The sequence below is a fragment of the Loktanella sp. M215 genome (assembly GCF_021735925.1).
Lineage (GTDB): Bacteria > Pseudomonadota > Alphaproteobacteria > Rhodobacterales > Rhodobacteraceae > Loktanella.
On sequence record NZ_WMEA01000001.1, the window covers coordinates 3,782,117 to 3,807,130 of the forward strand.

24 protein-coding genes are annotated in these 25,014 nt (G+C 64.9%); 9 read left to right on the forward strand and 15 right to left on the reverse strand.

Features of this window, described 5'->3' with window-relative positions:
- Nucleotides 1-18: 18 nt before the first annotated feature.
- The 7 genes from GLR48_RS18565 to GLR48_RS18595 form a co-directional block, all read right to left on the reverse strand.
- Nucleotides 19-378: a DUF1850 domain-containing protein gene (locus GLR48_RS18565; protein ID WP_237063735.1), complete on the reverse strand. Its 360-nt coding sequence runs from the start codon at nucleotides 376-378 to the stop codon at nucleotides 19-21.
- Nucleotides 375-2,447, reverse strand: coding sequence for a TRAP transporter permease (locus tag GLR48_RS18570; protein WP_237063737.1), 2,073 nt, complete (start codon nucleotides 2,445-2,447; stop codon nucleotides 375-377). The genes GLR48_RS18565 and GLR48_RS18570 overlap by 4 nt, the downstream gene beginning before the upstream one ends.
- A 78-nt stretch (nucleotides 2,448-2,525) precedes the next feature.
- Nucleotides 2,526-3,482 carry a TAXI family TRAP transporter solute-binding subunit gene (locus tag GLR48_RS18575; RefSeq protein WP_237063738.1) on the reverse strand — a complete coding sequence of 319 codons (957 nt, stop codon included), beginning with the start codon at nucleotides 3,480-3,482 and terminating at the stop codon, nucleotides 2,526-2,528.
- A gap of 176 nt (nucleotides 3,483-3,658) precedes the next feature.
- Complete coding sequence (locus tag GLR48_RS18580) at nucleotides 3,659-3,802, reverse strand: hypothetical protein (RefSeq protein ID WP_237063740.1); 144 nt, start codon at nucleotides 3,800-3,802, stop codon at nucleotides 3,659-3,661.
- 188 nt (nucleotides 3,803-3,990) lie between these two features.
- A complete protein-coding gene (locus GLR48_RS18585) occupies nucleotides 3,991-4,512 on the reverse strand; it encodes a hypothetical protein (protein WP_237063742.1) in 522 nt (173 codons plus the stop codon).
- A gap of 47 nt (nucleotides 4,513-4,559) precedes the next feature.
- On the reverse strand, nucleotides 4,560-5,582 hold the full coding sequence (locus tag GLR48_RS18590) for an aspartate-semialdehyde dehydrogenase (protein WP_237063749.1): 1,023 nt from the start codon (nucleotides 5,580-5,582) through the stop codon (nucleotides 4,560-4,562).
- A gap of 62 nt (nucleotides 5,583-5,644) precedes the next feature.
- Nucleotides 5,645-6,811, reverse strand: coding sequence for an MFS transporter (locus tag GLR48_RS18595; protein ID WP_237063751.1), 1,167 nt, complete (start codon nucleotides 6,809-6,811; stop codon nucleotides 5,645-5,647).
- 179 nt (nucleotides 6,812-6,990) lie between these two features.
- On the opposite strand from GLR48_RS18595, the gene GLR48_RS18600 reads away from it, so the two are divergent.
- Together GLR48_RS18600 and GLR48_RS25735 are read left to right on the forward strand one after the other, a co-directional pair.
- Complete coding sequence (locus GLR48_RS18600; RefSeq protein WP_237063753.1) at nucleotides 6,991-8,211, forward strand: Coenzyme F420 hydrogenase/dehydrogenase, beta subunit C-terminal domain; 1,221 nt, start codon at nucleotides 6,991-6,993, stop codon at nucleotides 8,209-8,211.
- A gap of 190 nt (nucleotides 8,212-8,401) precedes the next feature.
- On the forward strand, nucleotides 8,402-9,268 hold the full coding sequence (locus tag GLR48_RS25735; protein WP_272911433.1) for a calcium-binding protein: 867 nt from the start codon (nucleotides 8,402-8,404) through the stop codon (nucleotides 9,266-9,268).
- Here GLR48_RS25735 and GLR48_RS18615 read toward each other — a convergent pair.
- The 7 genes from GLR48_RS18615 to GLR48_RS18645 all read right to left on the reverse strand — a co-directional run bounded on the left by GLR48_RS18615 (nucleotide 9,265) and on the right by GLR48_RS18645 (nucleotide 16,065).
- Nucleotides 9,265-10,122 carry a D-amino-acid transaminase gene (locus tag GLR48_RS18615; protein WP_237063755.1) on the reverse strand — a complete coding sequence of 286 codons (858 nt, stop codon included), beginning with the start codon at nucleotides 10,120-10,122 and terminating at the stop codon, nucleotides 9,265-9,267. The two genes, GLR48_RS25735 and GLR48_RS18615, sit on opposite strands and share 4 nt — an antisense overlap.
- 4 nt (nucleotides 10,123-10,126) lie before the next feature.
- Entirely contained in the window at nucleotides 10,127-11,092 is a 966-nt protein-coding gene (gene dgcA, locus GLR48_RS18620; protein ID WP_237063757.1) for an N-acetyl-D-Glu racemase DgcA, read from the reverse strand.
- A 63-nt stretch (nucleotides 11,093-11,155) separates the two neighbouring features.
- Complete coding sequence (dgcN, locus tag GLR48_RS18625; RefSeq protein WP_237063759.1) at nucleotides 11,156-12,157, reverse strand: N-acetyltransferase DgcN; 1,002 nt, start codon at nucleotides 12,155-12,157, stop codon at nucleotides 11,156-11,158.
- Nucleotides 12,158-12,251: 94 nt separating this feature from the next.
- Nucleotides 12,252-13,565: an ammonium transporter gene (locus GLR48_RS18630; RefSeq protein ID WP_237063761.1), complete on the reverse strand. Its 1,314-nt coding sequence runs from the start codon at nucleotides 13,563-13,565 to the stop codon at nucleotides 12,252-12,254.
- A 23-nt stretch (nucleotides 13,566-13,588) separates the two neighbouring features.
- The gene (locus GLR48_RS18635) at nucleotides 13,589-13,927 is read right to left on the reverse strand and encodes a P-II family nitrogen regulator (RefSeq protein ID WP_237063763.1); all 339 of its coding nucleotides are present in this window, start codon (nucleotides 13,925-13,927) and stop codon (nucleotides 13,589-13,591) included.
- Between the two features lie 398 nt (nucleotides 13,928-14,325).
- Nucleotides 14,326-15,699 (reverse strand): ammonium transporter, encoded by a 1,374-nt coding sequence (locus tag GLR48_RS18640; protein ID WP_237063765.1) that lies wholly within the window; start codon nucleotides 15,697-15,699, stop codon nucleotides 14,326-14,328.
- 27 nt (nucleotides 15,700-15,726) lie between these two features.
- Nucleotides 15,727-16,065, reverse strand: coding sequence for a P-II family nitrogen regulator (locus GLR48_RS18645; protein WP_237063767.1), 339 nt, complete (start codon nucleotides 16,063-16,065; stop codon nucleotides 15,727-15,729).
- A gap of 271 nt (nucleotides 16,066-16,336) precedes the next feature.
- Between GLR48_RS18645 and GLR48_RS18650 the strand changes: the two genes are divergently transcribed.
- Nucleotides 16,337-18,469 (forward strand): transglycosylase domain-containing protein, encoded by a 2,133-nt coding sequence (locus tag GLR48_RS18650; RefSeq protein WP_237063769.1) that lies wholly within the window; start codon nucleotides 16,337-16,339, stop codon nucleotides 18,467-18,469.
- Between the two features lie 7 nt (nucleotides 18,470-18,476).
- On the opposite strand, the gene GLR48_RS18655 is transcribed toward GLR48_RS18650, so the two are convergent.
- Complete coding sequence (locus GLR48_RS18655) at nucleotides 18,477-18,956, reverse strand: hypothetical protein (RefSeq protein ID WP_237063771.1); 480 nt, start codon at nucleotides 18,954-18,956, stop codon at nucleotides 18,477-18,479.
- A 240-nt stretch (nucleotides 18,957-19,196) separates the two neighbouring features.
- Between GLR48_RS18655 and GLR48_RS18660 the strand changes: the two genes are divergently transcribed.
- From GLR48_RS18660 to GLR48_RS18685, 6 genes are all read left to right on the forward strand, one after another.
- Nucleotides 19,197-20,942 (forward strand): type I secretion system permease/ATPase, encoded by a 1,746-nt coding sequence (locus GLR48_RS18660; protein WP_237063773.1) that lies wholly within the window; start codon nucleotides 19,197-19,199, stop codon nucleotides 20,940-20,942.
- On the forward strand, nucleotides 20,939-22,243 hold the full coding sequence (locus GLR48_RS18665) for an HlyD family type I secretion periplasmic adaptor subunit (protein WP_237063775.1): 1,305 nt from the start codon (nucleotides 20,939-20,941) through the stop codon (nucleotides 22,241-22,243). The genes GLR48_RS18660 and GLR48_RS18665 overlap by 4 nt, the downstream gene beginning before the upstream one ends.
- Nucleotides 22,244-22,305: 62 nt before the next feature.
- A complete protein-coding gene (locus GLR48_RS18670; RefSeq protein WP_237063784.1) occupies nucleotides 22,306-22,767 on the forward strand; it encodes a RidA family protein in 462 nt (153 codons plus the stop codon).
- A complete protein-coding gene (locus GLR48_RS18675; protein WP_237063786.1) occupies nucleotides 22,767-23,519 on the forward strand; it encodes a glycerophosphodiester phosphodiesterase family protein in 753 nt (250 codons plus the stop codon). Before GLR48_RS18670 ends, GLR48_RS18675 begins: the two co-directional genes overlap by 1 nt.
- A gap of 31 nt (nucleotides 23,520-23,550) precedes the next feature.
- The gene (locus GLR48_RS18680) at nucleotides 23,551-24,729 is read left to right on the forward strand and encodes a GNAT family N-acetyltransferase (protein WP_237063788.1); all 1,179 of its coding nucleotides are present in this window, start codon (nucleotides 23,551-23,553) and stop codon (nucleotides 24,727-24,729) included.
- Nucleotides 24,726-25,013 (forward strand): 4a-hydroxytetrahydrobiopterin dehydratase, encoded by a 288-nt coding sequence (locus GLR48_RS18685; protein ID WP_237063790.1) that lies wholly within the window; start codon nucleotides 24,726-24,728, stop codon nucleotides 25,011-25,013. The genes GLR48_RS18680 and GLR48_RS18685 overlap by 4 nt, the downstream gene beginning before the upstream one ends.
- The last annotated feature ends 1 nt before the right edge of the window (nucleotide 25,014 follow it).

The window sequence follows — 25,014 nt, forward strand, 5'->3', positions numbered from 1 at the left end:
ACGCTGCCCTGCCTGTCGTCAGGACGGACAGGGCGCGATGCTGATCGGAGGTCCCGCGTCCGCACCCAAGGTGCGGCAGGCGCCGTCGGCACAGAACGTCCACCCCTGCCCCGTGGCACCCGATGCGGCAAGTGTCAGCGCAGGCACCGTCAGATGCCCGGGTGAAACCCACCAGTCCCCTTGCAGAACGGCATCCTGTCCGGGTTCCATCCCGGCGCCAGACCCCTTGATCCGGGATTGGTCCAGCCGCAAGGCGTCTGGCAACACCGTCCAGTCCTCCTCCCACGCGACGTGTTCGATGGAATGGGTCCAGTGGAGCGTAAATGTTCCGGCGGTCAGGTGCAGCACCGCTGCCCCGACCGCCAGACAGGTGCTCATGCCAGCGCCCTGCGGCGTTCCAGGACGACCAGACCGACGAAAAGCGCCACCAATGCGAAACCGATCTCGTCCGTCAGGGGCAGCGCCGCGATCAGGGTGGCGGCTGCCACGACGGCGAGTATCCGCAGCGGCCAGCCCAGCGGGCGGCCCAGCCAGCCGATGACCGCGGCGCCCCACATGCCGATGCACAGCACCGTCTTGAAGACGATATAGGCGACGGCGGGCCAATACCCGATCGCCTCGGCCAGGGGTCCGCCCGCCTGCAGCATCAGGGCGGGCGTGTAGACCGCCATGAACGGAATGACGAAGCCGGCGGCGGCGACCTTGATCGCCTCAATGCTGATCTTCAGCCCGCTTTCCTTGGCGATGGGCGCTGCGGCAAAGCAGGCCAGCGCCACGGGTGGCGTCAGATCCGCGAGGATGCCGAAGTAGAAGACGAACATGTGGCTGACGATCAGCGGCACCCCCAGCGCCAGCAGCGCGGGACCGGCGATGGAGGACGTGATGATGTAGTTGGGGATCGTCGGGATCCCCATACCCAGAAGGATGCAGGTGAACATCGTCAGGATCAGGCTCAGCAGCAGGCTGTTCTGGCCCACGGCCACGATGAACTGGCCAAACGTATTGGCCGCGCCCGTCAGGGTCATGGTCCCGATGATGATGCCGACCAGCGCGCAGGCCACACCGACGGGCAGCGCTGTCTTGGCACCCTCTGCCAGCGAATCCCGGCACAGGATCAGCGTCTCTCGCCCGCCCCTGGTCAGAGCGCACCAGACGATCAGCGCCACCAGTGCCGCGATCAGGACGTTGATGCCAAATTGCAGGAAACCGGCGGCAACAAGGCCGAGGCACAGCCAGAAGATGATGCGCATAACACCCGGGGCCAGATTCAGGACCGCAGACCCGCCAAGGATCAGCAAGACCGTCAGCCCCAGCCCAATGGTGCCCGCAAACAGCGGCGTGTATCCCCCGAACAGGAGGTAGACCAGCACCCCCAGTGGGACCAGCAGCATCCAGTTTTCCTTGATTGCCTTGCGCGCTGACGGCAGTTCGTCCCGGTTCAGGCCGCGCAGGCCGTAGCGCCCCGCCTCCAGATGCACCATCCAGAAGGCCGAGGCGAAGTAGAGGATCGCCGGGATCAGTGCAGCCTTCACAACCTCGACGTAAGGCACGTCCAGCGTTTCGGCCATGATGAAGGCGACGGCCCCCATCACCGGCGGCATGATCTGCCCACCCATCGATGCCGTCGCCTCGACCCCGCCGGCAAAGGCGGGGCGATAGCCGAACTTCTTCATCAGCGGGATGGTGAACTGCCCCGTCGTCACGACGTTCGCCACCCCAGAGCCCGAGATCGTGCCCATCAGGCCCGACGACACGACGGCGACCTTGGCAGCGCCCCCCTGCCGGTGGCCGAAAAGGCCCATCGCGACGTCGGTGAACAGCCGGATCATGCCCGCGCGTTCCAGAAACGACCCGAACAGGATGAAGAGGAAGATATAAGTGCTTGATACGTATGTCGGAATACCGTAAATGCCTTCGGTCCCGAAGGCCATGTGGTCGATGACCTGGCTGAAGCTGTAGCCGCGATGGTTCAGCGGCGACGGCAGGTATTCCCCGAACAGACAGTAGCCAAGGAACATGCCCGCGATCAGCGGCAGGGCAAAGCCCATCATCGTCCAGGCCGCGGCAAACACGACAATCAGGGCGATGACCCCGACGACGATGTCCTGCGTCAGCGGTCGCCCTGCGCGCATGATCAGCGGCTGGTATTCCCACCATTGATAAAGTGCCACGGCGACCCCAGCGAGCGCGAACGCCCACGCCAATGCCTTGAACGAAACCGACAGGTTTCGCCCGTATGCCACTAAGGGAAAGGCCAGAAGTGTCAGAAATCCGACATGGACCGCACGTGTGATCTGGCTGGCCATGTCGACGATATGGGCGGCGGTGACGATCTGAAAGACCGAGAAAGCAACCGCAATCCAGAACAGCAGTCGGCCCATGGCGTCATCGCCAAAGTTGACCTCGTGGCCCTCCTGCGGCTCTGGCGGAGTAAGCGTATCGGACATGCGCGCAGCTTTCGTCAGGAAATGAAACGGCAACGGGGCGCGCCGCGACGGCACGCCCCTCTGGCACCCGTCAGGTGCTTACTTGATGATGCCTTGCTCGCGGTAATACCGCTCTGCGCCCGGGTGCAGCGGGATCGGCATGCCTTCCAGCGCGTTGGCGATGTCGATCTGGCTGGCCGCCTGATGCGATGCCACCAGCGTGTCCAGGTTCTCGAACAGCTGCTTGGTCATCTGGTATGCGATCTCGTCGCTGACCGCGTCACTGGTGACGAGGAAGTTCGACACGGCGACGGTCGGCACATCCTCGGTCTGGCCGTCATAGGTGCCGGCGGGGATCGTGGCGGCGATGTAGGGCGCGCCCAGCGTTTCCGCGACCGAAGCCGGGACAGCGACCACGGTGATCGGCTGCGACGACGCAAGGTCACGGATCGAGGCGACACCAAGGCCTGCGGATTGCAGCGTGGCATCCAGCTGGCGGTTCTTGATCAGCTCAACGGATTCCGCGAAGGGCAGGTATTCGACCTTGCCCAGATCCTCGTAGCTCATGCTCATGGCGCCAAAGATCGCGCGGGCGTTCAGTTCCGTGCCGGATGCAGGCGCGCCGACCGACAGGCTCTTGCCCTTCAGGCTCTCGAAATCGGCGATGCCGCTATCGGCGCTGGCCACGATCTGGATGTAGTTCGGATAGATCGCGGCGATGCCGCGCAGCTTGTCCAGCTTCTGCGGAAAACCGGCGTCGGCGTTGCCTTCCCAGGCGGCGGCGACCGCATCGCCCAGTGCAAAGCCCAACTCTCCACGCCCGTCCTGCAGCAGGTTCAGGTTCTCGACGCTGGCCTTGGTGGACTGGACCTGCGTACGGACGCCCTCGATCTTTTCGCCGTAGATATTGGCCAGACCGGCACCCAGCGGATAATAGACGCCCGATGTGCCACCGGTCAGTACATTGATGAACTCCTGCGCCGATGCGGCGAAGGGCGCGGCGACAAGTGCGGACGCAACCGCGCAGCCCCGCAATGCGGATTTCAGATTGATCATGGTTTTCCTCCCAGAAATATCGAAGGCCCGAGGGCCGTCGCAGCCAGTTTCAATCATTGAGCCGCCGGTTTGCAAGGGAATGCGGGCTGTCAGGGGGATTTTCTCCGGCTTGACGGCACCGGTCATGGCATACCCGGTCGACGCGGGTCGCAGGATCGCGCTGTCGGACGGTGCGATCAATGACCGCGCGTGTCGAGGATATCACCGAAAAGCGCCATCATTTCGGAGCGCGTGACGGGACTGCTGGAGTTCGGCGTCAGGCGCGCGGTCTCCGATCTGGTCCCGAGTGCGGAGCGGATGATGCGAATGGCAAACGTCATGGCAGTGACCTTCTCATTGTGCGCCCCCACACAAACTAAAGTACGGTGCCCGACACAAAAAAGTTTCAGGTCGCTGCATCGCGACCGGGTTTCCGTCTGCGACAGGGGTGCCGCGGCCCCCCGTCAGAAGCCGATTGGCGCGCCGTCGCGTCCTGCCAAGGTCGTCGTCCCGAAGCCGATCCGCCGTTTCAACCCGAAACCCACCGTTTGGTCGAACCCGATTGGGCAAACGAAACGATGGCAAGGACGACAATCCGGGGGATGCCTGTGGCGACGCCGACGGCAAGGATTAAAGCCGGGACGGTGTAGACCGGACCGATGTTGTAGATCACGCCCCCCATCGCGCGCCAAGGGCATAGCTGGCCGTCAATTCTGGGTCGACCGCCAAGACCTGCCCGCGACATGACCGAGGTCATCGCTTCAGGCATGCTGATCGGCTTTGATCGAGATCCGCAGCAGAGGCAGCTTCGGGCGAGCTCTTTGCTTGATCTGCAAACCACGGCGTCTGCATTGCGCCACAGCAGTCGGCGCGACGCATCGGCGTCGGCGTGTGTCATGTACGGCCGGCAAGCTGCAGCCCCGACCTGATCCACGTGCTGCCGGACTTTGACGTGCTGGGTCTCTGGATCGTCACACACGCCGACCTGCGGCAAGCGCCGTCCATAGCTCCGGTTTTCAATCACCTCAGCGCAGCAGTCACGGATGATCATCAGACGCCGGTCGCAGCAAGGATGCCGCGACCGGCCCAGAGGGCTCATCAGCCCTTCTTGAGCACTTCGCGGCCCAGCAGTTCGGCGATCTGCACGGCGTTCAGGGCAGCGCCCTTGCGCAGGTTGTCGGACACGCACCACAGGTTGATGCCGTTCTCGACCGTACTGTCGTCGCGGATACGGCTGATGAAGGTCGCATAATCGCCGACGCATTCGATCGGCGTGACGTAGCCGCCGTCCTCGCGCTTGTCGATCACCATGATGCCGGGGGATTCGCGCAGGATGTCGCGCGCCTCGTCGGCGTCCAGCGGGTTCTCGAACTCGATGTTGATCGACTCCGAATGACCGACGAAGACCGGCACGCGGACGCAGGTGGCCGTGACCTTGATCTTGGGATCGAGGATCTTCTTGGTCTCGGCGACCATCTTCCATTCTTCCTTGGTCTCGCCGCTATCGAGGAACACGTCGATATGCGGGATCACGTTGAAGGCGATCTGCTTGGTGAACTTCGTGGGTGGCTTGGAATCCGTCGGGTTGTAGATGGATTTCGTCTGGTCCCACAGCTCGTCCATGCCTTCCTTGCCCGCACCGGACACGGACTGGTAGGTGCTGACGACGACGCGCTTGATCGTGGCGCGGTCGTGCAGCGGCTTCAGCGCCACGACCATTTGAGCGGTCGAACAGTTCGGGTTCGCGATGATGTTCTTCTTGGCGTAGCCGTGGACGTCCTGCGGGTTGACCTCGGGCACGATCAGCGGGACGTCGGCGTCGTAGCGATAAAGCGACGAGTTGTCGATCACGACGCAGCCGGCGGCGGCGGCCTTGGGGGCGTATTTCTTGGTCGCGTCAGAGCCTACGGCGAACAGCGCCATGTCCCAGCCGGTGAAATCGAAGGTGTCCAGATCGGTGGTCTTCAGGGTGCGGTCGCCAAAGCTGACTTCGGTCCCCAGCGACTTGCGGCTGGCGAGTGCGGCAATCTCATCCACCGGAAACTCGCGTTCCGCCAGAATGTTCAGCATTTCGTGGCCCACGTTGCCCGTGGCGCCGACGACGACGATTCTGTAACCCATCTGTCAGGCTCCTTGTTGAGACCGCAGGGTCTTACGCCCCATCTGCCCAAAGGGAAAGGGGGTCAGTCCGTGCGGTCCCGCGCGAAGAGGTAGATCAGCAGGCCCGCCGCCAGCAGCGCCGCGAAGGCCGTGAACAGCAGGGTAAAGGACTGCGTTGGCGTGGCACCGGCGCGATAGATCGGCCCGGTGGCGTATTGCATGACGCCGACACCGCCCACCCCGAAGAGGTTCATCAGCGTGACCCCCCGCCCCGTCAGATGCGGCGGAAAGAACGCCCGCGCATGGGCGATGATCAAACCGTAGGCCGCGGCCCCCGCGCCAAGCACCGCCAGCAGCGCCGTGCTGCGGACAAGGCCCGCTGCAGGCTGCAACGCCAGCAGGACTAGCGCGGCCAAGGCCGCGGTATTGCCCACGATCACGACCCACTTGCGGGTGCCGAACAGCCGGTCCATCGGGCCGTAGGCAAAGTTGCCGACGATCATCGCAAGTCCCATGACCAGCGTGACGCGGCCGATGGTCAGGGTATCGGCGCCGTACACCTCTGCGGCGAAGGGTCCGGCCCACAGGCCCCGGATCCCCGCCGCGGGCGCGTAGTTCACGAACATCATCGCGAAGATCGGCCAGAGCGCCGGGATGCGCAGCAGGTCGATGACCGACCCGCGCGTCGTCACGGGCAAACGCTCCGGATCGCGCACCAGCACTGCAATCGCCAGTGCGACGGCGAGCGACAGGGCCGCCAGCGCAAGTACACTGGGTCGCCAGCCAAAGGCCGCAACGCTCCACGCCAGCGGCGAGGCGCCCGCGATGTTGCCAAGGCTGCCCAGGCCGATCATCGCCGTCGCCAGCGTGGCGAACATCGACGCCGAATACTGCCGTGCAAAGATGTAGTAGCTGGCCATCAAGACCGGAGAGCAGCCTACGCCAAGCAGCACCATCGCCCATGTAATATGCACCGGCGACTGCGCCAGCGCGAAGGCCAGCGCGCCGCCACCGCCGCCCACGGCAAAAAGGCTCGCCGCCGTCCAGCGCGGCCCGAACCGGTCCAGCGCGGCACCCACCGGGATCTGCATGGCGGCGAAGACCAGAAACCAGACGCTGGAGGCGGTGGCGAGGTTTTCCGGCGTCGCACCGAGGTCCGCCTTCAGCACCGGAGACAGCACCGGTAGGAACGCGCGGTAGAATTGCGACAGGGCGTAGGACAGGGCGAGGACGATCAGGCCTTTGGTCATGTGCGAAAGCTCCTCTTGCGATGTGGTGGCATGGGGGTGCGGAGGGTGCAAGAGGTGGCGCGGTTGCCGGGGCGCCGCCCCGGACCCCGAAGTATTTTTGACCAGAAGAAGGGGGGCCGCGGTGGGCGGGTATGTCAACTGAACTGGACAGTGCCACGCGACCCGGTAAGGTCGCGATCATGACCGATGCGCCCACCCTGCCCCGCTTCGCCGACGCCGCCCCCCGCGGGCTTTGCACCGATTGCGGTGTCAGCCGGATGACCAACCCGGCGGCCTGTGGGCAGGCCTGCCAGTTCATCAAGCCGGACTACCCCGGAACCGAGGCACGGGTTCACGGGCGCGCTGCTGGCCAGACGGACGACGAGGGCTTCTTTGGCGTCTATCAGGCCATGTACCGCGCGCGCATGACGCCCCCCGCCGCAGGCGCCCAGTGGACCGGGATCACGACCGGTCTGGCCGCCGATCTGCTGCGCCGGGGCGTCGTCGACGCGGTGCTGGCCATGGTGCCGGATGCAACGGATTCCTGGGCGCCCCGCCCTGCGATCCTGACCACGCCCGACCAGATGCAGCACGCGCGCGGCATGCGGATGGGCTACGCCCCCTTGCTGGCGCTGCTCGAACCGGCAGCCGCGGCGGGACACCGGCGCATCGCCGTCATCGGCATTCCCTGCCAGATCTACGCCCTGCGCAAGCTCGAGGCCGATCTGGGGTTCGAGCGGATCTATGTCATCGGAACGCCCTGTTCCGACAACACGACGACTGCCAACTTCCACGGCTTCCTCGCGCGTCTGACCGATGCGCCAGAGACGGTCACCTATCTGGAATTCCGCGCGGATTATCATGTCGAATTGCGCTTTGCCGATGGCAACCGCCGTCTGATCCCGTTCCTGCAACTGCCGCTGTCAGACCTGCCGGGCGATTTCTTTCCGCTGACCTGCCGGACCTGCGTCGACTATACCAACCGGCTGGCGGACATCACCGTGGGCTACATGGCCGGGATGGGCGATCAGTGGCTGATCGTGCGCAACGACCGCGGGGCCGAGATGCTGGCGGCCCTCGGCGACCGGATCGCGCTGGCGCCGGTGGACTCGCGCGGCAAGCGGGCGGGTCCGGTCAAGGGCTTCATCGCGAACACGCGGCTGGCGGCCGGCGGTCTGCCGCTGCGAAGGATGCCCGACTGGCTGCGCCCCATCATGGGCTGGCTGATGCCAAAAATGGGGCCGAAGGGGCTGGAGTTCGCACGTGCGCGGGTCGAGATGAAAGCGGCCGAGGCGATCCTTCACCTGCGCCGCGAGGAACCGGCCAAGATGAAGAACATGATCCCCGGCCACGTCTGGCGGATCGCAGCCCCCTACGGCCTGACGCCGGAGGCGGGCGAGCGACATGACGACGCGGGCTGATCCTCCGGCGGGTGTCCGAAGTGCCATGGTCGCTTGATCACCATACCGATCCGCATGATCGACATCCGGGGTTAAACCTGTAGCGGCCAGACCATGCCAAGAGAATGGATAGTGTGTTTCCATCCGGGATATTGTCGCGCGCGTCCCGACCGGACAATCTGGCTGAAATTTCAACCAAAGGTTTTTTATCATGTCGTTGTTTCTTGTCCCACTCCTTCTGTCGATCGGCCTCGCCGGATTTCTGCTGCATGATTCGGGAAAGGACGATGACCAGCCCGCAGATCAGACGCCGCCGAAGGACCCCGGCGATGGCCCGGATCTGCTGGACCCGGTGATCGGCGCAGATCCGGTGACGCCCCTCCCGGTCAACGCCGATGGCAAAACCATCCTGCAGGCCGACGAGGGCGACAACGTCATCCTCGCCAACGACCGGCCAGAGGTGATCTTTGCCGGTGGCGGCAACGACAGCGTCATCGGGCGCGGTGGCGACGACGAGATTTTCCTCGGACAGGGTGACGACCAGCATTTCTACCGCAGCGGGCCGAATTTCGATGGCGATCTGGTGCCGAGCTATGGCAAGGGCGACGACCTGATCCGCGGCGGCGGTGGCCGGGATGCGATCAAGGACGACGAAGGGGCCGACACGCTTTATGGCGACGCCAGCGCGGACGTGCTGGACGCGCGCGATACCGCAGGTCGCGATCCCCAGTCGGACACCCTGTTCGGCGGCGCCGGGGACGATCTGCTGATCGGTGACGACGGCGACATTCTGGACGGCGGGATCGGCACCGATACCTACTACATCGCGACCGACGACGTGGACGCCGCCCCCGTCATCATCAGCGACATCCAACCGGGCGAACGCATCGTCATCGAACTCAACGGCGCGTCAGAGGACGACCTGTCTGCCGATCTGGCCGCCGACAACCGCACGATCAACCTGCGGCTGGAAGGGCGGATCGTGGCCAAGCTGTTCGGCGTCGACGGGCCTCAGGATCTGACGGCAGACGTGTCGGGCCAGCAGTCCTTCGACATCCTCTACGTCACCGCGCCCTAGATCGCGGCCTTGCGGCTTTCGTCCAGGTAGATCTCGCGCAGGCGTGCCGCCACGGGGCCTGGCGCGCCGGTGCCGATGGCCGCGCCGTCCATCTCGACGACCGGCATGACGAACATGCTGGCCGAGGTGATGAAGGCCTCGTCTGCCGCCTGCGCCTCGGCCACGGTAAAGGGCCGCTCCTCGACCGTCATCTGCGCTTCGCGGGCAAAGCGCAGGACGGCGGCGCGGGTGATGCCATGTAGGATGTCATGGCCCAGCTGGCGGGTGACGATGGTGTTGCCCTTGACGATATAGGCGTTGTTCGACGTGCCTTCGGTGACGTGGTCGTCCTCGACCATCCAGGCGTCGTCGGCCCCCGCCGCCTTGGCCATCATCTTGCCCATCGAGGGATAAAGCAGCTGCACCGTCTTGATATCGCGCCGCCCCCAACGCTGGTCGGGGATCGAGATGACCTTCATCCCCTTCAGCGCCATCGGGCTGTCCGCCATGCCGGGCTTGGCCTGGGTGAACAGCACCACGGTCGGTGGCGTATCCTTGGGCGGAAAGGCGAAATCGCGGTCACCGGGCGACCCGCGCGTGATTTGCAGATAGATCATGCCGTCGGTGATCTCGTTCAGGCGGACCAGCTCGCGGTGAACCTCCAGCAAAGCGTCGCGGCCCATCGGCAGGGCCATCTCCAGCTCGGTCAGGGACCGCTGCAGGCGCACGGCGTGGCCGTCGAAGTCGATCAGCTTGCCATCCAGCACGGAGGTCACTTCATAGACGCCGTCGGCCATCAGAAAGCCGCGGTCGAAAATGCTGACCTTGGCCGCGTCTTCGGGCAGGTAGTCGCCATTCAGGTAAACGGTGCGCATGGTCTTATCCCCAAAGTGCGGCGCTGGGCGGGTGCACGCCAGCGGTGTCATAATGCAAAGGCTGATCCCGGTCTTCGGCCAGAAGCAGCGGTCCGTCAAGATCGGTAAACGCCACCCCCTGCGCAAGTATGGTGGCCGGTGCCATCGCCAGCGACGACCCGACCATGCAACCGACCATGATGCCGTATCCCTCGGCCTGCGCCTGCGTCTTCAGGGCCAGCGCCTCGGTCAGCCCGCCGGTCTTGTCCAGCTTGATGTTCACCATGTCATACTTGCCGCGCAGCCCCGGCAAGGACGCCCGGTCATGGCAGGATTCGTCAGCACAGACCGGCAGGGGCCGCGCGATCTCGGCCAGCATGTCGTCGGCGCCGGCAGGCAGAGGCTGCTCCACCATCCTCACTCCCAACCGGATCAGGTGCGGGGCCAGATCCGCGTAGATCTCCGCCGTCCATCCTTCGTTGGCGTCCACGATGATCGCGGCGTCCGGTGCGCCACGGCGCACCGCCTCCAGCCTTTCCATGTCGTCGGGCGTGCCGAGCTTGATCTTCAGCAGCGGACGCGCGGCGTTCTTGGCCGCCTGCGCCTGCATCGCGTCCGGCGTATCCAGCGAAAGGGTATAGGCGGTGACCTGCGGCTGCGGCACGGCCAGCCCCAGCAGGTCCCAGACCCGCCGCCCCGCGCGCTTGGCCGCCAGATCCCAAAGGGCGCAGTCCACGGCATTGCGCGCCGCACCGGCGGGCAGCAGGCCTTGCAAACCCTCGATCGTCAGATCACCCGGCAACCCCGCAATCTGGTCCGCCACGCTGTCCAAAGTCTCGTCATACCGTGCGTAAGGCACGCATTCACCACGCCCAGACACCGCCCCATCCGTCACCGTCGCCGTCAGCACCTTTGCCTCCGTCCGCGACCCGCGCGAGATCGTAAAGACCTGCTCCAGCCGGAACACATCCCGCGTCACGTCAATGCGCATCGCCAGTCCTCGCTTTTTTCAAAATACTCCCGCCGGAGGCTCGGTTTTGCATGCAAAATCGACTCAAGGCGCCACCAGTGCATCCACCAGACGCGCCGCCCCTTGCCGGTACGGATCGACCGTCGGCAGGCCCATGCGGTCCTCGACCTCCGCCAGATAGGCCTCGAAGGCATCGTCGCCCAGATGTTGCGTATTGACCGAGACGCCGACGACCCGGCAGTCCGGATTGGCGACGCGGGCCAGCGGCAGGGCCGTGTCGCGCAGCACCTCCAGCGTCGGCAGCGCGTAATCCGGCAGACCGCGCATGTGGGTACGGGTGGGTTCGTGCGCGAGGATCAGCGCATCGGGTTGCCCCCCATGAACCAGCGCCATCGTCACGCCGGAGTAGCTCACGTGGAACAGGCTCCCCTGCCCCTCGATATGGTCCCAATGATCGGCGTCGTTGTCCGGCGTCAGCCATTCCACCGCGCCGGCCATGAAATCAGCGACGACCGCATCCAGCGGCACACCTTCGCCGGTGATCAGGATGCCGGTCTGGCCCGTCGCGCGAAAACTGCTTTTCAGGCCGCGGGCCTTCATCTCGGTATCCATCGCGAGGGCGGTGTACATCTTGCCGACGGAACAATCGGTGCCGACGGTCAGCACGCGCTTGCCGGTGCGGGGGATGCCGCTGGCGATAGGATACTTGACCGACGGCACGCGCACGTCGTGCAAGGTACGTCCGTACTGCGCCGCCGCTGCGGCAAGGTCCGGCTCGTCCCGCAGCAGGTTGTGCAGACCAGAGGCGAGGTCGTAGCCCGCGGCAAGGGCCGCCAGCAGCTGCTCCTTCCATGCGGGAGAGATCATCCCGCCACGGTTCGCCACACCGATCACCAGCGTTTTCGCCCCGGCAGCCAGCCCCTCCTCCAGCGTCATTTCCGTCAGACCCAGATCGGCGCGACACTCGGGCAGGCGCATCTGGCCCACGGCGTGGCCGGGGCGCCAGTCGCGGATGCCGATGGCCACCTTGCAGGCCAGCATGTCGGGGGCGTCGCCCAGAAACAGAAGATAGGGGGTCTGGATCATCGTGGTCTCTCCGCAGTCATTTGGCGCAGCCTAGAACGGGAACGGGCGATGCACCAGTGGTGCACCGCCCGCGCCGTTGACCTGTGACCGTCGATCAGCTGTGGTAAGCCGTTTCGCCGTGGGAGGACAGGTCGAGACCGATACGCTCTTCTTCTTCCGTCACCCGCAGGCCGACGATCAGATCGACCAGCTTGTAAAGGATCAGGGACGCAATGCCGCACCAGACGATGGTGATGACGACCGCTTCGATCTGGATAAAGGTCTGGCCGGTCAGCGAGTAATCCTCGCCGCCCGTGCCACCCAGACCGGGCGCGGTAAAGATGCCGGTGCCGACGGCGCCGATGATGCCACCGATGCCGTGGATGCCGAAGACGTCGAGGCTGTCGTCATAGCCCGCCTTGTTCTTGACCACCGCCACGAAGAAGTAGCAGACCGCCGAGGCGATGGCGCCCAGCACGATCGCACCCACCGGGCCGATGGTGCCGCAGGCCGGCGTCACGGCCACGAGGCCCGCGACCATACCCGAGGCCGCACCCAGCATGGATGCCTTGCCGCGGGTCATCCCCTCGATCGCGCACCAGGCCAGTATCGCGCCAGCCGTGGCGGTGAAGGTGTTGATCATCGCAAGCGTCGCGCCGCCGTTGGCTTCGAGGTTGGAGCCCGCGTTGAAGCCGAACCAGCCGACCCAGAGCATCGCCGCTCCGACCATCGTCAGCGTCATCGAATGCGGTGCCATGTTGTCCCGGCCCAGACCGACGCGCTTGCCGATCATGATGGACCCGCACAGCGCCGCGATACCTGCGTTGATGTGAACCACCGTGCCGCCGGCAAAGTCGATCGCACCCATCTGGAAGATCAGGCCGTTCGCATCCCAGACCATGTGGGCGATCGGGAAGTAGACGACCGTCACCCACAGCAGGACGAACAGCAGCAGCGCGCTGAACTTGATGCGTTCCGCAAAGGCGCCGACGATCAGCGCGGGCGTAATGGCCGCAAAGGTCATCTGGAACGCGATGAACAGGTATTCGGGGATCACGACGCCGTCGGTAAAGGTCGCCGCCATGCTGTCAGGTGTGACACCCGCCAGGAACAGTTTGCCCATGCCACCCCAATAGGCACCGGTGCCGCCGCCAAAGGCAAAGGAGTAGCCCCAGACGACCCAGATCACCATCACCATCGCGGTGATCAGCGTGCACTGCATCAGCACGGACAGCATGTTCTTGGACCGCACGAGGCCGCCGTAGAACAGCGCCAGACCCGGCACGATCATGAACAGCACCAGCACGGTCGCGGTCATCATCCAGGCGACGTCGCCCTTGTCCATCGTCTCGGCCGCAGCGTCCTGCGCCAGCGCCAGCGTCGGCAGCAGGGCCATGGCGCTGGCGGTAAGGAGTGTCTTCAGTTTCATTCGTTTTGTCCCCTTTGCGCCGTTCACAGCGCGTCGTCGTTCGTCTCGCCGGTGCGGACGCGCAGCGCGCCCTCAACGTCGAGGGTGAAAATCTTGCCGTCGCCGATCTTGTCGGTCTTGGCGGTCTTGGCGATGGTCGCGACGACCTGCTCGGCCAGATCGTCCGACACGACGATCTCCAGCCGCAGCTTGGGGACGAAATTCACGACATATTCGGCCCCGCGATACACTTCCGTATGACCGGACTGGGCGCCGAAGCCCTTGATCTCAGAGACCATCATCCCGCGCACGCCCACCGCGGTCAGCGCCTCGCGCACCTCGTCGAGCTTGAACGGTTTGATCACGGCGATAATCAGCTTCATGGCAGACTCCCTTCGTCCGATGTTCCTGTCGGACAGAAACGGCCCCAAGGACGGGCAGAACAAGGGATTCGAACACGCAACTGCCGTGAATTGCAGCACATCACGGGTTCGCGTATTAATTTTAGGGCGATACGATTAAAAATATGGCTTTTTGCGAACGATTCAGACATCGCCGTGCGTATCTCTGGGGCAGCATCCGACCCCGGACGGATGCTTACTCAACCACCCAGCCATCACCACCACGGCGGCTTTCAACGCAGACATGACCCGGCGCTCCGGCCTGTTCCGCCCTTTGCAACAGCTGAAGGACCCGCGAGACGTGAGCGTCGCACAGGGTCCGCAAACAAGAATGGCCCGGGCATCGCTGCCCGGGCCACCGCAAGGGGTCTGAGGGAGGATCAGCCCTTTGCGAACTCAGGGTACGCCTCCATGCCCATCTCGGATACGTCGAGGCCGTTGATCTCGGCCTCTTCGCTGACACGGATGCCCATGACGGCCTTGAGGATCAGCCAGATCACCAGCGACACGACGAACATGAAGATGCCGATGGCGGCAAATCCGATGAACTGTGTGACGAAGGACGTGTCGGGAGAGTTCCACGGCACGATCATCGTGCCCCAGAAGCCAGCCACGAGGTGGACCGGGATGGCACCGACCACGTCGTCGATCTTCATCTTGTCCAGCATCGGCACGACCAGCACGGCGATGATGCCACCCACGGCACCGATCAGCAGCGATCCGAACAGCGACGGATCAAGCGGACCTGCGGTGATGGACACGAGGCCCGCCAGCGCGCCATTCAGCACCATCGTCAGGTCGACCTTGCCGTACATCAGCTGGGTAAAGATCATCGCGGCGACCGCACCGGCGCTTGCCGCCATGTTGGTGTTGGCAAAGATGCGGCCCACGTCGGTGATGTCGCCCACGGTGCCCGCGGCCAGCTGCGATCCGCCGTTGAAGCCGAACCAGCCCAGCCACAGGATGAACGTGCCCAGTGTCGCAAGTGCCAGGTTCGATCCCGGCATCGGGAACACCTTGCCATCCTTGAAACGGCCGATCCGCGGACCCAGCACCAGCGCACCGGCTAGGGCTGCAAAACCGCCGGCAGCGTGCACGAGGGTCGAACCTGCGAAGTCGTAGAAGCCCGCCTCGGACAGCCAGCCGCCGCCCCACTGCCACGACGCTTCGATCGGGTACAGGAAGCCGGTCAGCACCACCGTGAAAATCAGGAAGGGCCACAGCTTGATCCGCTCGGCGAGCGTGCCGGACACGATTGATGCGGTCGTCGCACAGAACATCAGCTGAAAGAAGAAGTCGGACGCGACAGAGGCATAGTCCAGCGACGCCGCATCGGCGGCCAGACCGACCGGTTCGAGCACGGTCGGAGAGAACAGCGCACCGACATAGCCCACGATAGTCCAACCGTCGCCCGGATACATCAGGTTGAAGCCGACCAGCCAGTACATGATGCCCGCGATGGCAAAAAGCGCCACGTTCTTGGTCAGCTGCGTGGTGACGTTCTTGGACCGCACGAGGCCCGCCTCGAGCATCGCGAACCCCGCCGCCATCCACATGACAAGAAAGCCGCCCACGAGGAACAGCAGCGTGGTCATGATGTAGGGGCCGATCTGGTCAAAGGTCGGCGCGGCCGCCTCGACCGCCGCGTCGGCTGCGGGGGCTGCGGGGGCGACCTCTTGTGCAAACCCCATCAGGGGCAGCGCGATCAGCGCGGCCGCCACGGGGAAAAGGTACTTGTTATGCGTTCTGGTCATATCGGTCTGGTTCCCTTCCTGCGCGCCTTACAGCGCGTCGTCATTCAATTCGCCGGTGCGGACGCGCAGCGCGCCTTCGACGTCGAGGGTGAAGATCTTGCCGTCACCGATCTTGTCGGTCTTGGCGGTACTGGCGATCGTGCTGACAACCTGTTCGGCCATCGAATCCGGCACCACGATCTCCAGCTTGACCTTGGGGACGAAGTTCACGGCATATTCGGCACCGCGGTAGATTTCCGTATGACCCGACTGAGAGCCAAATCCCTTGATTTCGGACACCATCATGCCGCGCACGCCGACCGAGGTCAGCGCCTCGCGGACCTCCTCCAGCTTGAACGGCTTGATCGTTGCAATAATCAGTTTCACGTCTGCTTCCCTTGTTCACGGCACCCTGTCGCAGGTCCCGATGCTACGGATGCCTGACAAAAGGACGGCTGCAGCGCGGTCGCACAAGAAAAGCTGCCCCGTCACGCCCCCGTGAATCCGGCTAAGTTGCACAATTTTTGCACAAACAACGTCATGTGATTAAATTTTAGACTTCACGAAAAACCGAACGGCACAGCTTCAAGATCGCGGGACAAGCGGGCGCCCATTGGGTATGATCCGGAAAACACAAGAACGACGGACCGGGCAGCGCATGGCGAAGAACAGCAAGACAGGCAAACCTCTGGTGGCGGACCGCCGCTACACCGAGACAGCCGAGACGCCGAAAAAAGCCGCCCCCAAGCGGCAGCCGCGCAAGCGGGCTGCGCGCAAACGCGGGCTTATCGGCTGGATTCTGCTGCCATTCACATGGGCACTTGGCCTGGCGCTGCGCGTGACGTGGAAACTGGGTCTGGCGGTCGCCGTGCTGATCGCCGCGGGTGTGCTTTATTTCGCGGCCCAGATGCCCCCGATCGCGCAACTTGTCGACGGCCGCACGCGCGGGTCCGTGACGCTGCTGGACCGCAACGGCGATGTCTTCGCCTGGCGCGGCGACCAGTTCGGCGGCATGGTGACATCCGAAGGCGTGTCGAAATACCTGCACGACGCCGTTGTCGCGACCGAAGACAAGCGCTTTTACAGCCACTTCGGCATCAGCCCGCGCGGCGTGGCCAGCGCCGTCAAGATCAACCTCAGCGAAGGGCGCGGGCCGCTGTCCGGCAACGGCGGGTCCACGATCACCCAGCAAACGGCGAAGCTGCTTTGCCTCGGCGTGCCTTATGACGCCGCCACATGGAAGACCGAACGCGCCTACGAGGACGACTGCCGCCGCACGACCCTGTGGCGCAAGATCAAGGAAGCCATCTTCTCGATGGGGATGGAGGTCGCCTATACCAAGGACCAGATACTGACGATCTACCTGAACCGCGCCTATCTGGGCGCCGGCAGCCGCGGGTTCGAGGCCGCAGCACAACGCTATTTCGGCAAATCAGCGGCAGACGTCGACCCGGCCGAGGCCGCGATGCTGGCCGGCCTGCTGAAGGCGCCGTCCAGCTATGCGCCCACATCCAGCATGCAGCGGGCGGTGGACCGGGCCAATGTCGTGATCGGCCTGATGCAGGACCAGGGCTATATCACGGCCGAACAGGCGGACGATGCCCGCACCCATCCCGCGCAGCTCAGCCAGGCGGCACAGGCACGGGCGGGCGGGTATTTCGCGGACTGGGTCATGGAACAGGGCCCCGACTTCTTTACGCAAGACACGACAGAGGATGTGATCATCCAGACCACCCTCGATCAGCGCATCCAGACCGCGACGGAAACCGCCCTGCTGTCGATCTTCGATACCAAGCTGAAGCCGTCGTCCAAGGCGCAGGCCGCCGTCATCGTGATGAGCGCCGATGGCGCCGTGCGCGGCATGGTGGGCGGGCGCGACGTGCGCGCCTCGGGGGCGTTCAACCGCGCCACGCAAGCCCGCCGGCAGCCGGGATCGGCCTTCAAGCCGTTCATCTATGCCACGGCGCTGGATCTTGGGTTCAGCCCCAACGACATGATCGACGACCAGCCGCTGACGATCAACGTCCCCGGCTCCGGCCCTTGGCGGCCTGACAACTATGACCACAAATTCAAGGGTCCGATCACCCTGACAGAGGCGCTGTACGAATCGCGCAACATCCCCGCCATCGTCCTGTCAGAGGAGGTCGGCCGGGAGCTGGTCCGCACCGTCGCCCAGAAATTCGGCATCGCCAGCGATCTGGCGGCCGGTCCGGCCCTGGCCCTCGGCGTGTCGGAAAGCACCCTGATCGAGATGACGGGCGCCTACGCGGGCATCCTGAACGGCGGCTCTGCGGTCGAACCTTACGGTCTAATCGACCTGCGGCTCAAAGGCGACGATTCGCCCCTGATGGACAACATGGGCACCGGCCTGCAGGAACGCGTGATCCAGCAAAAGGCGGCGCGGGAACTCACCTACATGATGAGCCAGGTCGTGTCTCGCGGTACCGGCACACGGGCGCAGATTCCCGGCTGGGAACTGGCGGGCAAGTCGGGGACCACGAACTCTTCTCGGGATGCCTGGTTCATCGGGTTCAACGCCGATTATGTCGTGGGTGTCTGGATGGGCTACGACGACAACAGCCCGATGACCGGTGTGACCGGGGGCGGATTGCCAGCGGAAATCTGGCAGGCTACGATGTCACGCGTCGTGGCGGGCGAGGTGCCAAAGCCCCTGCCGATGGACCAACCCGGCCCCAGCAGCCGCGGTGGCATGCTGGCCGACAGCGGGATCGAGGCGGATGGCCAGATCCTGGATGTGCTGAACAACATCCTCAACGGTCTGGGCAACTGACGCGGAATCAGTCGGCGGCAGCGGGTTCCGCCGAGGCCGGTGACGGGGCGGCTGCGGGCGCCACGTCAGCGATATCAGGCAAGCCGTCCTCCGCCACCGCATCCGCCACTGGCCCGGGGGCAGCGGGCGCACCCGGCTCCGGGCAGCGATCGTAGACGAAGGCATAGCCGTCCCAGACCATGATGATCCCGTCGCCCTGGGCCTTGTTCATCAGCATCGCGCGCTCGCTGAAGCTCTGGTCATCGCCGCTGCACTGCATGGTGTACAGCAGCGCATCCATGTCCAGGACATTGACCGGGTTGGTCATCCGGCAACTGACCTCGACCCCGTAAAAGATCCCTTCCGCAATCTTGACCGATCCGCCGTCGATCCCGACGAGGGCGCATTCGGAATTGGCCGCCTGCTTGTAGGTCCCGTCATAGGGGCCGGCCTGCGCTGACGTGGCCAGCAGGGCCAGCGTCAGGGCCAGATGAAATCCTGCGGTCATGCTCCGTGGCCTCCCTGCCATTCACACCCCGGTGATGCTACAACCCGAATGTGGCGCTGTCACGGCGGTTGCCGTAAGGCCTTTCGCAACGAATTTGCCTCAAAACGGTCTTTGCGACGACACGCTGTCGCCGCGGGCTACCAAAAGGGTGTAACACGGGCCGGGTGGCTGGATAGCGCGGACCGAATCCTTGCACGCGCAGGACCGGCCGCACGATCCGCAATATGGGGAAAGACGGCGATGCGCAGTAGCGATCAGGCGGTAAAGCGGGGAGCGGCAGAGCTTGCGGCAGTGCGGCGCGAGGGGCGGGCGCTGTATTGGGCGGTCGCGGTGTTCAGCTTTTTCGTGAACCTGCTGATGCTGACCGGGCCGCTTTACATGCTCAACGTCTATGACCGGGTGCTGGGGTCGCGCAGTCTGGAAACACTGATCGCGCTCAGCGTGCTGGTGGCGTTCCTTTACGGCATGATGGGTATCCTCGACTACGTCCGGGGTCGCGTCATGGGGCGCCTCGGCGCGCGGTTTCAGGCGCGTCTTGACCGGCGCGTCTTTGCCGCGACCCTGCACGCCCAGACCCTGAACCGTGTCCCGCAAGAAGCCCGCACGGGCCTGCGCGACCTTGAGGCCGTGCAGCGCCTGATCACATCGCCCGCGCTAATGGCGGTCTTCGATCTGCCCTTCATCCCGCTGTTTTTTGCGGGCATTTTCGTCTTTCACATGGATCTAGGTCTGCTGGCGCTGGTCGGCGGCGCGGTCCTGATCGTAGTCGCCTTGGCCAACCAGATCACCACCCGAAAACCGCTTGAGGCCGCGAATGCCGCCTCTTTCCAATCCGAAGCACTGGGGGCGCAGATACGCGGCGAAAGCGAGATGGTCCATGCGCTTGGCATGCGCACCGCGGCCTTCGACCGCTGGCAAATCGCGCGTGGCGCTTCTCTGGATGCGACCATCGGTGCCTCGGATTCCGCAGGCACCTTCACCGCGATGACCCGCACCTTTCGCCTGTTCCTGCAGTCGGCCATGCTGGGCCTCGGCGCGCTGCTGGTGCTGCGCGGCGAGATGACGGCGGGCGCGATGATCGCAGGCTCGATCCTGATGGGCCGGGCGCTGGCCCCGATCGAGATGATCGTGGGCCAGTGGGCCGTGTTCCAGAAAGGCCGTGAAGGCTGGCAGCGCCTGTCCGTCCTGCTGGGCTCTGTCCCGGAGGAAGAGGTGCGCACCGCCCTGCCCGCCCCCCGCGCGATCCTGAGCGCCGAAAGCGTGACCGTCGTACCGCCGGGCGAGCAGCAGGCCAGCCTGCGCATGATCAGCTTTGCGGTGCATCCCGGACAGGCCGTGGGCGTGATCGGCACCTCCGGCGCCGGCAAGTCGACGCTGGCGCGCGCCCTCACGGGCGTCTGGCGGCCCGCGGGCGGCAAGATCCGCCTCGATGGCGCGGCGCTGGACCAGTATGACGCCGACACGCTGGGCAAGCACATCGGCTATCTGCCGCAGCGGGTGCAGCTGTTCGACGGCACGATCAAGGAAAACATCGCCCGCATGTCGATGACCCCCGACGATGCCGCCGTGGTGCGCGCGGCACAAAAGGCCGCCGCCCACGACATGATCCTGCGCCTGCCCGACGGCTACGACACCCGCGTCACCGCCAACGGCGGGCGGCTGTCGGGTGGCCAGATCCAGCGGGTGGGCCTCGCGCGCGCCATGTACGGCGATCCGGTGATACTGGTGCTGGACGAGCCCAACAGCAACCTCGACAACGACGGATCGACCGCCCTGAACGACGCGATCCGCGTGGCCAAATCCGAAGGCAAGGCGGTCTTCATCATGGCGCACCGCCCGGCCGCGATCCAGGAATGCGACCTGCTGCTGGTGATCGAGAATGGTACGCTGCGGGCCTTCGGCCCCAAGGACGAGGTGATGAAGAAGGTGCTGAGCAACGCGCAGACGATCACGCAGGCGACCGGCCAGCTGGCGGGCGTGCAATGACCGCGCCCCATGTCCCCAGCCGCTGGTCGGCCACGAAACCGTTGCTGACCGGCACCCTCGCCGTAGCCTTGCTGGTCGGCGGTTTCGGCACCTGGGCGGTCTTCGCCAACCTGACCGGCGCCGTCATCACCCACGGCCAGATCGAGGTCGACCGCAACCGCCAGGTGATCCAGCACCCGGACGGCGGGGTGGTCGAGGAGATCGTCGTCGACGAGGGCGAGACCGTCGCCGCTGGTGATCTGCTGATCCGGCTGGATTCGTCCAACCTCGCCAGCGAACTGGCCGTGGTCGAAGGCCAGCTGTTCGAGATCCTCGCCCGCCGCGCCCGGCTGGAGGCCGAGCGTGACGGCCTGCCCAACCTGGATTTCGACCCCCTTCTGCTGGAGGGCAAAGACGAGGCCGGCGACCTGATGTCCGGCCAGCAGCGCCTGTTTGAGGCGCGGCTCGACAGCCTACTGCAGGCGACAGACCAGCTGAAACAGCAGGAAATGCAGATCGCGAGCCAGATCGACGGCATCACGGCGCAGCAGACCGCCCTGACCGAACAGACCGCCCTGATCGACGAGGAACTGGCCGACCAGCAGACCCTTCTGGATCGCGGCCTCGCGCAGGCCAGCCGGGTGCTGGCCCTGAAGCGCGAAGCGTCCAACATGCGCGGCCGCGTCGGTGAGTTGACTGCGCAGGCCGCACAGGCGGCCGAACGCCGCACCGAGATCGAGATCCAGATCCTCGGCCTGACCAGCACGCGCCGCGAAGAGGCGATCACCCGCCTGCGCGACCTGCAGTACAACGAACTGGAGCTGACCGAACGCCGCCGCACCCTGCGCCAGCAACTCGACCGGCTGGACATCCGCGCGCCGGTCTCGGGCGTGGTCTACGGCCTGACGGTCTATGCCCCCCGCTCCGTGGTGCGCGCGGCAGAGCCGCTGCTGTATCTCGTGCCGCAGGACCGTCCGCTGGTGATCGCGACACAGGTGCAGGTCACGGACATCGACCAGATCCACCTCGGCCAGGACGTGATCCTGCGTCTGTCGGCCTTCGACCAGCGCCGCACGCCGGAGTTGACCGGCCACGTCACGCAGGTCAGCGCGGATGCGTTCAAGAACGAACAGAACGGGTTGTCCTTCTACCGCGCAGAGGTCCGCATGGACGACGGCGAGATCGAAAAGCTTCCCACCGGCATGACCCTGATCCCCGGCATGCCGGTCGAGGCCTACGTCCGCACCGCCGACCGCACCCCCATGGACTACTTCCTCAAACCCGTCGCAGACTACTTCGCAAAGGCGTTCCGCGAAAGCTAGATGGACGCGCCACCCGCCCCGGCATAGGGTGGCCGCGACAGCGCAAGCGGAGGCCTGAGCCCATGAGCACGATCGAAACGACCCTGACGGATATGGGCATCACCCTGCCCGACGCCCCCGCCCCGGCGGCCAACTATGTGCCTTTCGTGCAGTCTGGCCATCAGGTCTGGGTGTCCGGCCAGATCAGCCAGGGGCCTGACGGTCTGATGATCGGCAAGCTGGGTGACGGGGTCGATATCGAAACCGGCGCGGCCGCCGCCAAGGCCTGCGCGATCAGCCTGCTGGCGCAGTTGAAAAAGGCCTGCGACGGCGATCTTGACCGCCTCGTGCGCGTCGTGAAACTGGTCGGTATGGTCAACAGCACGCCCGACTTCACCGACCAGCCACGCGTCATCAACGGCGCCTCCGATTTCCTCGTCGCAGCCCTTGGCGATAAGGGGCGCCACGCCCGGTCCGCCGTGGGTGTCGCCAGCCTGCCGATGGGCGTCATGGTCGAAATCGAAGCCGTGTTCGAGATCGCGTGATGCTGCCGAAATCCTTCGTCACGCGTCCCATCGCGCACCGCGCCTTTCACGACAAGGCGCACGGCCGGGTCGAGAACAGTATCAGCTCGATCAAGTCTGCGATCGAGCACGGCTACGGGATCGAGATCGACCTGCAACTGGCCAGCGATGGCGTGCCGATGGTGTTTCACGACTACGACCTGCGCCGTCTGACCATCGAACAGGGGCCCCTGGCCGGACGGTCGTCGGCGCAACTGGCGCAGATCCCGCTGATGGGCGACAGCACCACCATCCCCTCGCTGGCGGATGTGCTGAAACTCGTCGCCGGTCGCGTCCCCCTGCTGATCGAGATCAAGGATCAGGACGGCGCGCTTGGCCCCGATACCGGCCCGCTAGGCAAGGCTGTCGCCGCCGTGCTGGAACCCTACAAGGGGCCGGTCGCCGTCATGTCCTTCAACCCCCATGCGGTGGCCGAAATGGCGCGCCTGCTGCCGGACGTGCCGCGCGGTCTGACGACCGGGTCGTTCAATCCGCAGGATTGGCCCACGGTCCCGCAGCCCACGCTGGAACGCCTGCGCGACATTCCAGATTACGGCCATGTCGGCGCCAGCTTCATCAGCCATTATCACAAGGAACTGGATCAACCGCGCGTGACAGAGCTGAACGAGCAGCACGGCGCCGCGATCCTGTGCTGGACGATCCGCTCGAAAGAAGAGGCGCAGGCCGCCCGTCAATACGCCGACAACATCACGTTCGAGGGATATGCCGCTTGACGCCGCAGGCATTGCGACCACGTTACGCCCCATGAATACCCCGACCATAGAACTGGCAGCACATCCGTCGCTGGATGATATCGCACAGGCCGACTGGGATGCCTGCGCCAGCCCCGGCGACGGTCGGCCCGAAGATCCGTTCACGACCTACCGGTTCCTCAAGGCGTTGGAGGACTCCCGCTCCGTCGGTGGCCGGACCGGCTGGCAGCCCCGCTATCTGGTGGCAAAGGCGGACGGTCAGGTCATCGCCTGCGCGCCGCTTTACGCGAAGGGACACAGCCAAGGCGAATACATCTTCGATTTCAACTGGGCGCAGGCCTACGAGAATGCGGGCGGCGATTACTACCCGAAACTGCAGATCGCCGTCCCCTTCACCCCCGCCACCGGACGCCGTTTTCTGACCCGCCCGGGGTTCGAGGCAGTGGGGATGTCGGCCTTGATCCAGGGCGCGGTCCAGATTGCATCGGACAACGAGTTGTCGTCGCTGCACATCACCTTCTGCACCGAAGCAGAGGCGCTCGCGGGCGCCGAGATGGGCCTGATGCCCCGCGTCGGTCAGCAATTTCACTGGGAAAATCGCGATTACGCCGATTTCGACGGATTCCTCGCCGACCTGTCCAGCCGCAAGCGCAAGAACATCCGCAAGGAACGGGCCGAAGCGCAGGGGTTTGGCGGCGACATCGTGGCACTGACCGGCGACGCGATCCAGCCGCACCACTGGGACGCGTTCTGGCGGTTCTATCAGGACACCGGCAACCGCAAGTGGGGCACGCCTTACCTGACGCGGGATTTCTTCAACCGCGCGCAGGCGACCCTGCGCGACGACATGCTGCTGGTGCTGGCGATGGACGGCGACCGGCCCGTCGCCGGCGCGCTGAACTTCATCGGGTGCGATACGCTTTATGGCCGCTACTGGGGCAGCACCGAATACCACCCCTCGCTTCATTTCGAGTTGTGCTATTATCAGGCCATCGATTATGCCATTCAAAACAAGATGATCCGGGTCGAAGCTGGTGCGCAGGGCGAACACAAGCTGGCACGCGGCTACCTGCCGGTGGCGACCCATTCCCTGCATTGGATCAGGGACGCGTCTTTCCGCGACGCCATCGCCCGCTACCTCGTGGCCGAAACCCGCGCCATCGACGAGGAAATCGAGGTGCTGACAGCCTACGGCCCCTTCAAACGCGACACCCGAGAGGAACAACAATGACCGACAAACTGACCGAAGCCGAGATCAAGCCGCTAACGGACGCGGGCTGGACCCTGTCCGACGAAGGCGACGCCATTACGAAGACGTATCAATTCAAGAACTTCGTGCAGGCCTTTGGCTGGATGACGCAAGTAGCGATTCACGCGGAAAAGCTGAACCACCACCCGGAGTGGTCCAATGTCTATAAAACCGTGGAAGTGGCGTTGACCACGCATGATGCAGATGGTTTGACCGCGCTCGACGCCAAACTGGCGCAGAAAATGGACGAACTCGCGGAGCGTTAAG

Excerpts from the sequence above, each read along its gene's own strand:
- GLR48_RS18655 (WP_237063771.1), bottom strand. The coding sequence starts at position 18,956 with ATGACCGCAGGATTTCATCTGGCCCTGACGCTGGCCCTGCTGGCCACG.
- dgcN (WP_237063759.1), bottom strand. The coding sequence starts at position 12,157 with ATGATCCAGACCCCCTATCTTCTGTTTCTGGGCGACGCCCCCGACATG.
- GLR48_RS18630 (WP_237063761.1), bottom strand. The coding sequence starts at position 13,565 with ATGAAACTGAAGACACTCCTTACCGCCAGCGCCATGGCCCTGCTGCCG.
- dgcA (WP_237063757.1), bottom strand. The coding sequence starts at position 11,092 with ATGCGCATTGACGTGACGCGGGATGTGTTCCGGCTGGAGCAGGTCTTT.
- GLR48_RS18650 (WP_237063769.1), top strand. The coding sequence starts at position 16,337 with ATGGCGAAGAACAGCAAGACAGGCAAACCTCTGGTGGCGGACCGCCGC.
- GLR48_RS18565 (WP_237063735.1), bottom strand. The coding sequence starts at position 378 with ATGAGCACCTGTCTGGCGGTCGGGGCAGCGGTGCTGCACCTGACCGCC.
- GLR48_RS18595 (WP_237063751.1), bottom strand. The coding sequence starts at position 6,811 with ATGACCAAAGGCCTGATCGTCCTCGCCCTGTCCTACGCCCTGTCGCAA.
- GLR48_RS18635 (WP_237063763.1), bottom strand. The coding sequence starts at position 13,927 with ATGAAGCTGATTATCGCCGTGATCAAACCGTTCAAGCTCGACGAGGTG.
- GLR48_RS18570 (WP_237063737.1), bottom strand. The coding sequence starts at position 2,447 with ATGTCCGATACGCTTACTCCGCCAGAGCCGCAGGAGGGCCACGAGGTC.
- GLR48_RS18615 (WP_237063755.1), bottom strand. The coding sequence starts at position 10,122 with ATGCGCACCGTTTACCTGAATGGCGACTACCTGCCCGAAGACGCGGCC.
- GLR48_RS18640 (WP_237063765.1), bottom strand. The coding sequence starts at position 15,699 with ATGACCAGAACGCATAACAAGTACCTTTTCCCCGTGGCGGCCGCGCTG.
- GLR48_RS18670 (WP_237063784.1), top strand. The coding sequence starts at position 22,306 with ATGAGCACGATCGAAACGACCCTGACGGATATGGGCATCACCCTGCCC.
- GLR48_RS18675 (WP_237063786.1), top strand. The coding sequence starts at position 22,767 with ATGCTGCCGAAATCCTTCGTCACGCGTCCCATCGCGCACCGCGCCTTT.
- GLR48_RS18680 (WP_237063788.1), top strand. The coding sequence starts at position 23,551 with ATGAATACCCCGACCATAGAACTGGCAGCACATCCGTCGCTGGATGAT.
- GLR48_RS18665 (WP_237063775.1), top strand. The coding sequence starts at position 20,939 with ATGACCGCGCCCCATGTCCCCAGCCGCTGGTCGGCCACGAAACCGTTG.
- GLR48_RS18575 (WP_237063738.1), bottom strand. The coding sequence starts at position 3,482 with ATGATCAATCTGAAATCCGCATTGCGGGGCTGCGCGGTTGCGTCCGCA.
- GLR48_RS25735 (WP_272911433.1), top strand. The coding sequence starts at position 8,402 with ATGTCGTTGTTTCTTGTCCCACTCCTTCTGTCGATCGGCCTCGCCGGA.
- GLR48_RS18580 (WP_237063740.1), bottom strand. The coding sequence starts at position 3,802 with ATGACGTTTGCCATTCGCATCATCCGCTCCGCACTCGGGACCAGATCG.
- GLR48_RS18585 (WP_237063742.1), bottom strand. The coding sequence starts at position 4,512 with ATGATCATCCGTGACTGCTGCGCTGAGGTGATTGAAAACCGGAGCTAT.
- GLR48_RS18600 (WP_237063753.1), top strand. The coding sequence starts at position 6,991 with ATGACCGATGCGCCCACCCTGCCCCGCTTCGCCGACGCCGCCCCCCGC.
- GLR48_RS18660 (WP_237063773.1), top strand. The coding sequence starts at position 19,197 with ATGCGCAGTAGCGATCAGGCGGTAAAGCGGGGAGCGGCAGAGCTTGCG.
- GLR48_RS18590 (WP_237063749.1), bottom strand. The coding sequence starts at position 5,582 with ATGGGTTACAGAATCGTCGTCGTCGGCGCCACGGGCAACGTGGGCCAC.
- GLR48_RS18685 (WP_237063790.1), top strand. The coding sequence starts at position 24,726 with ATGACCGACAAACTGACCGAAGCCGAGATCAAGCCGCTAACGGACGCG.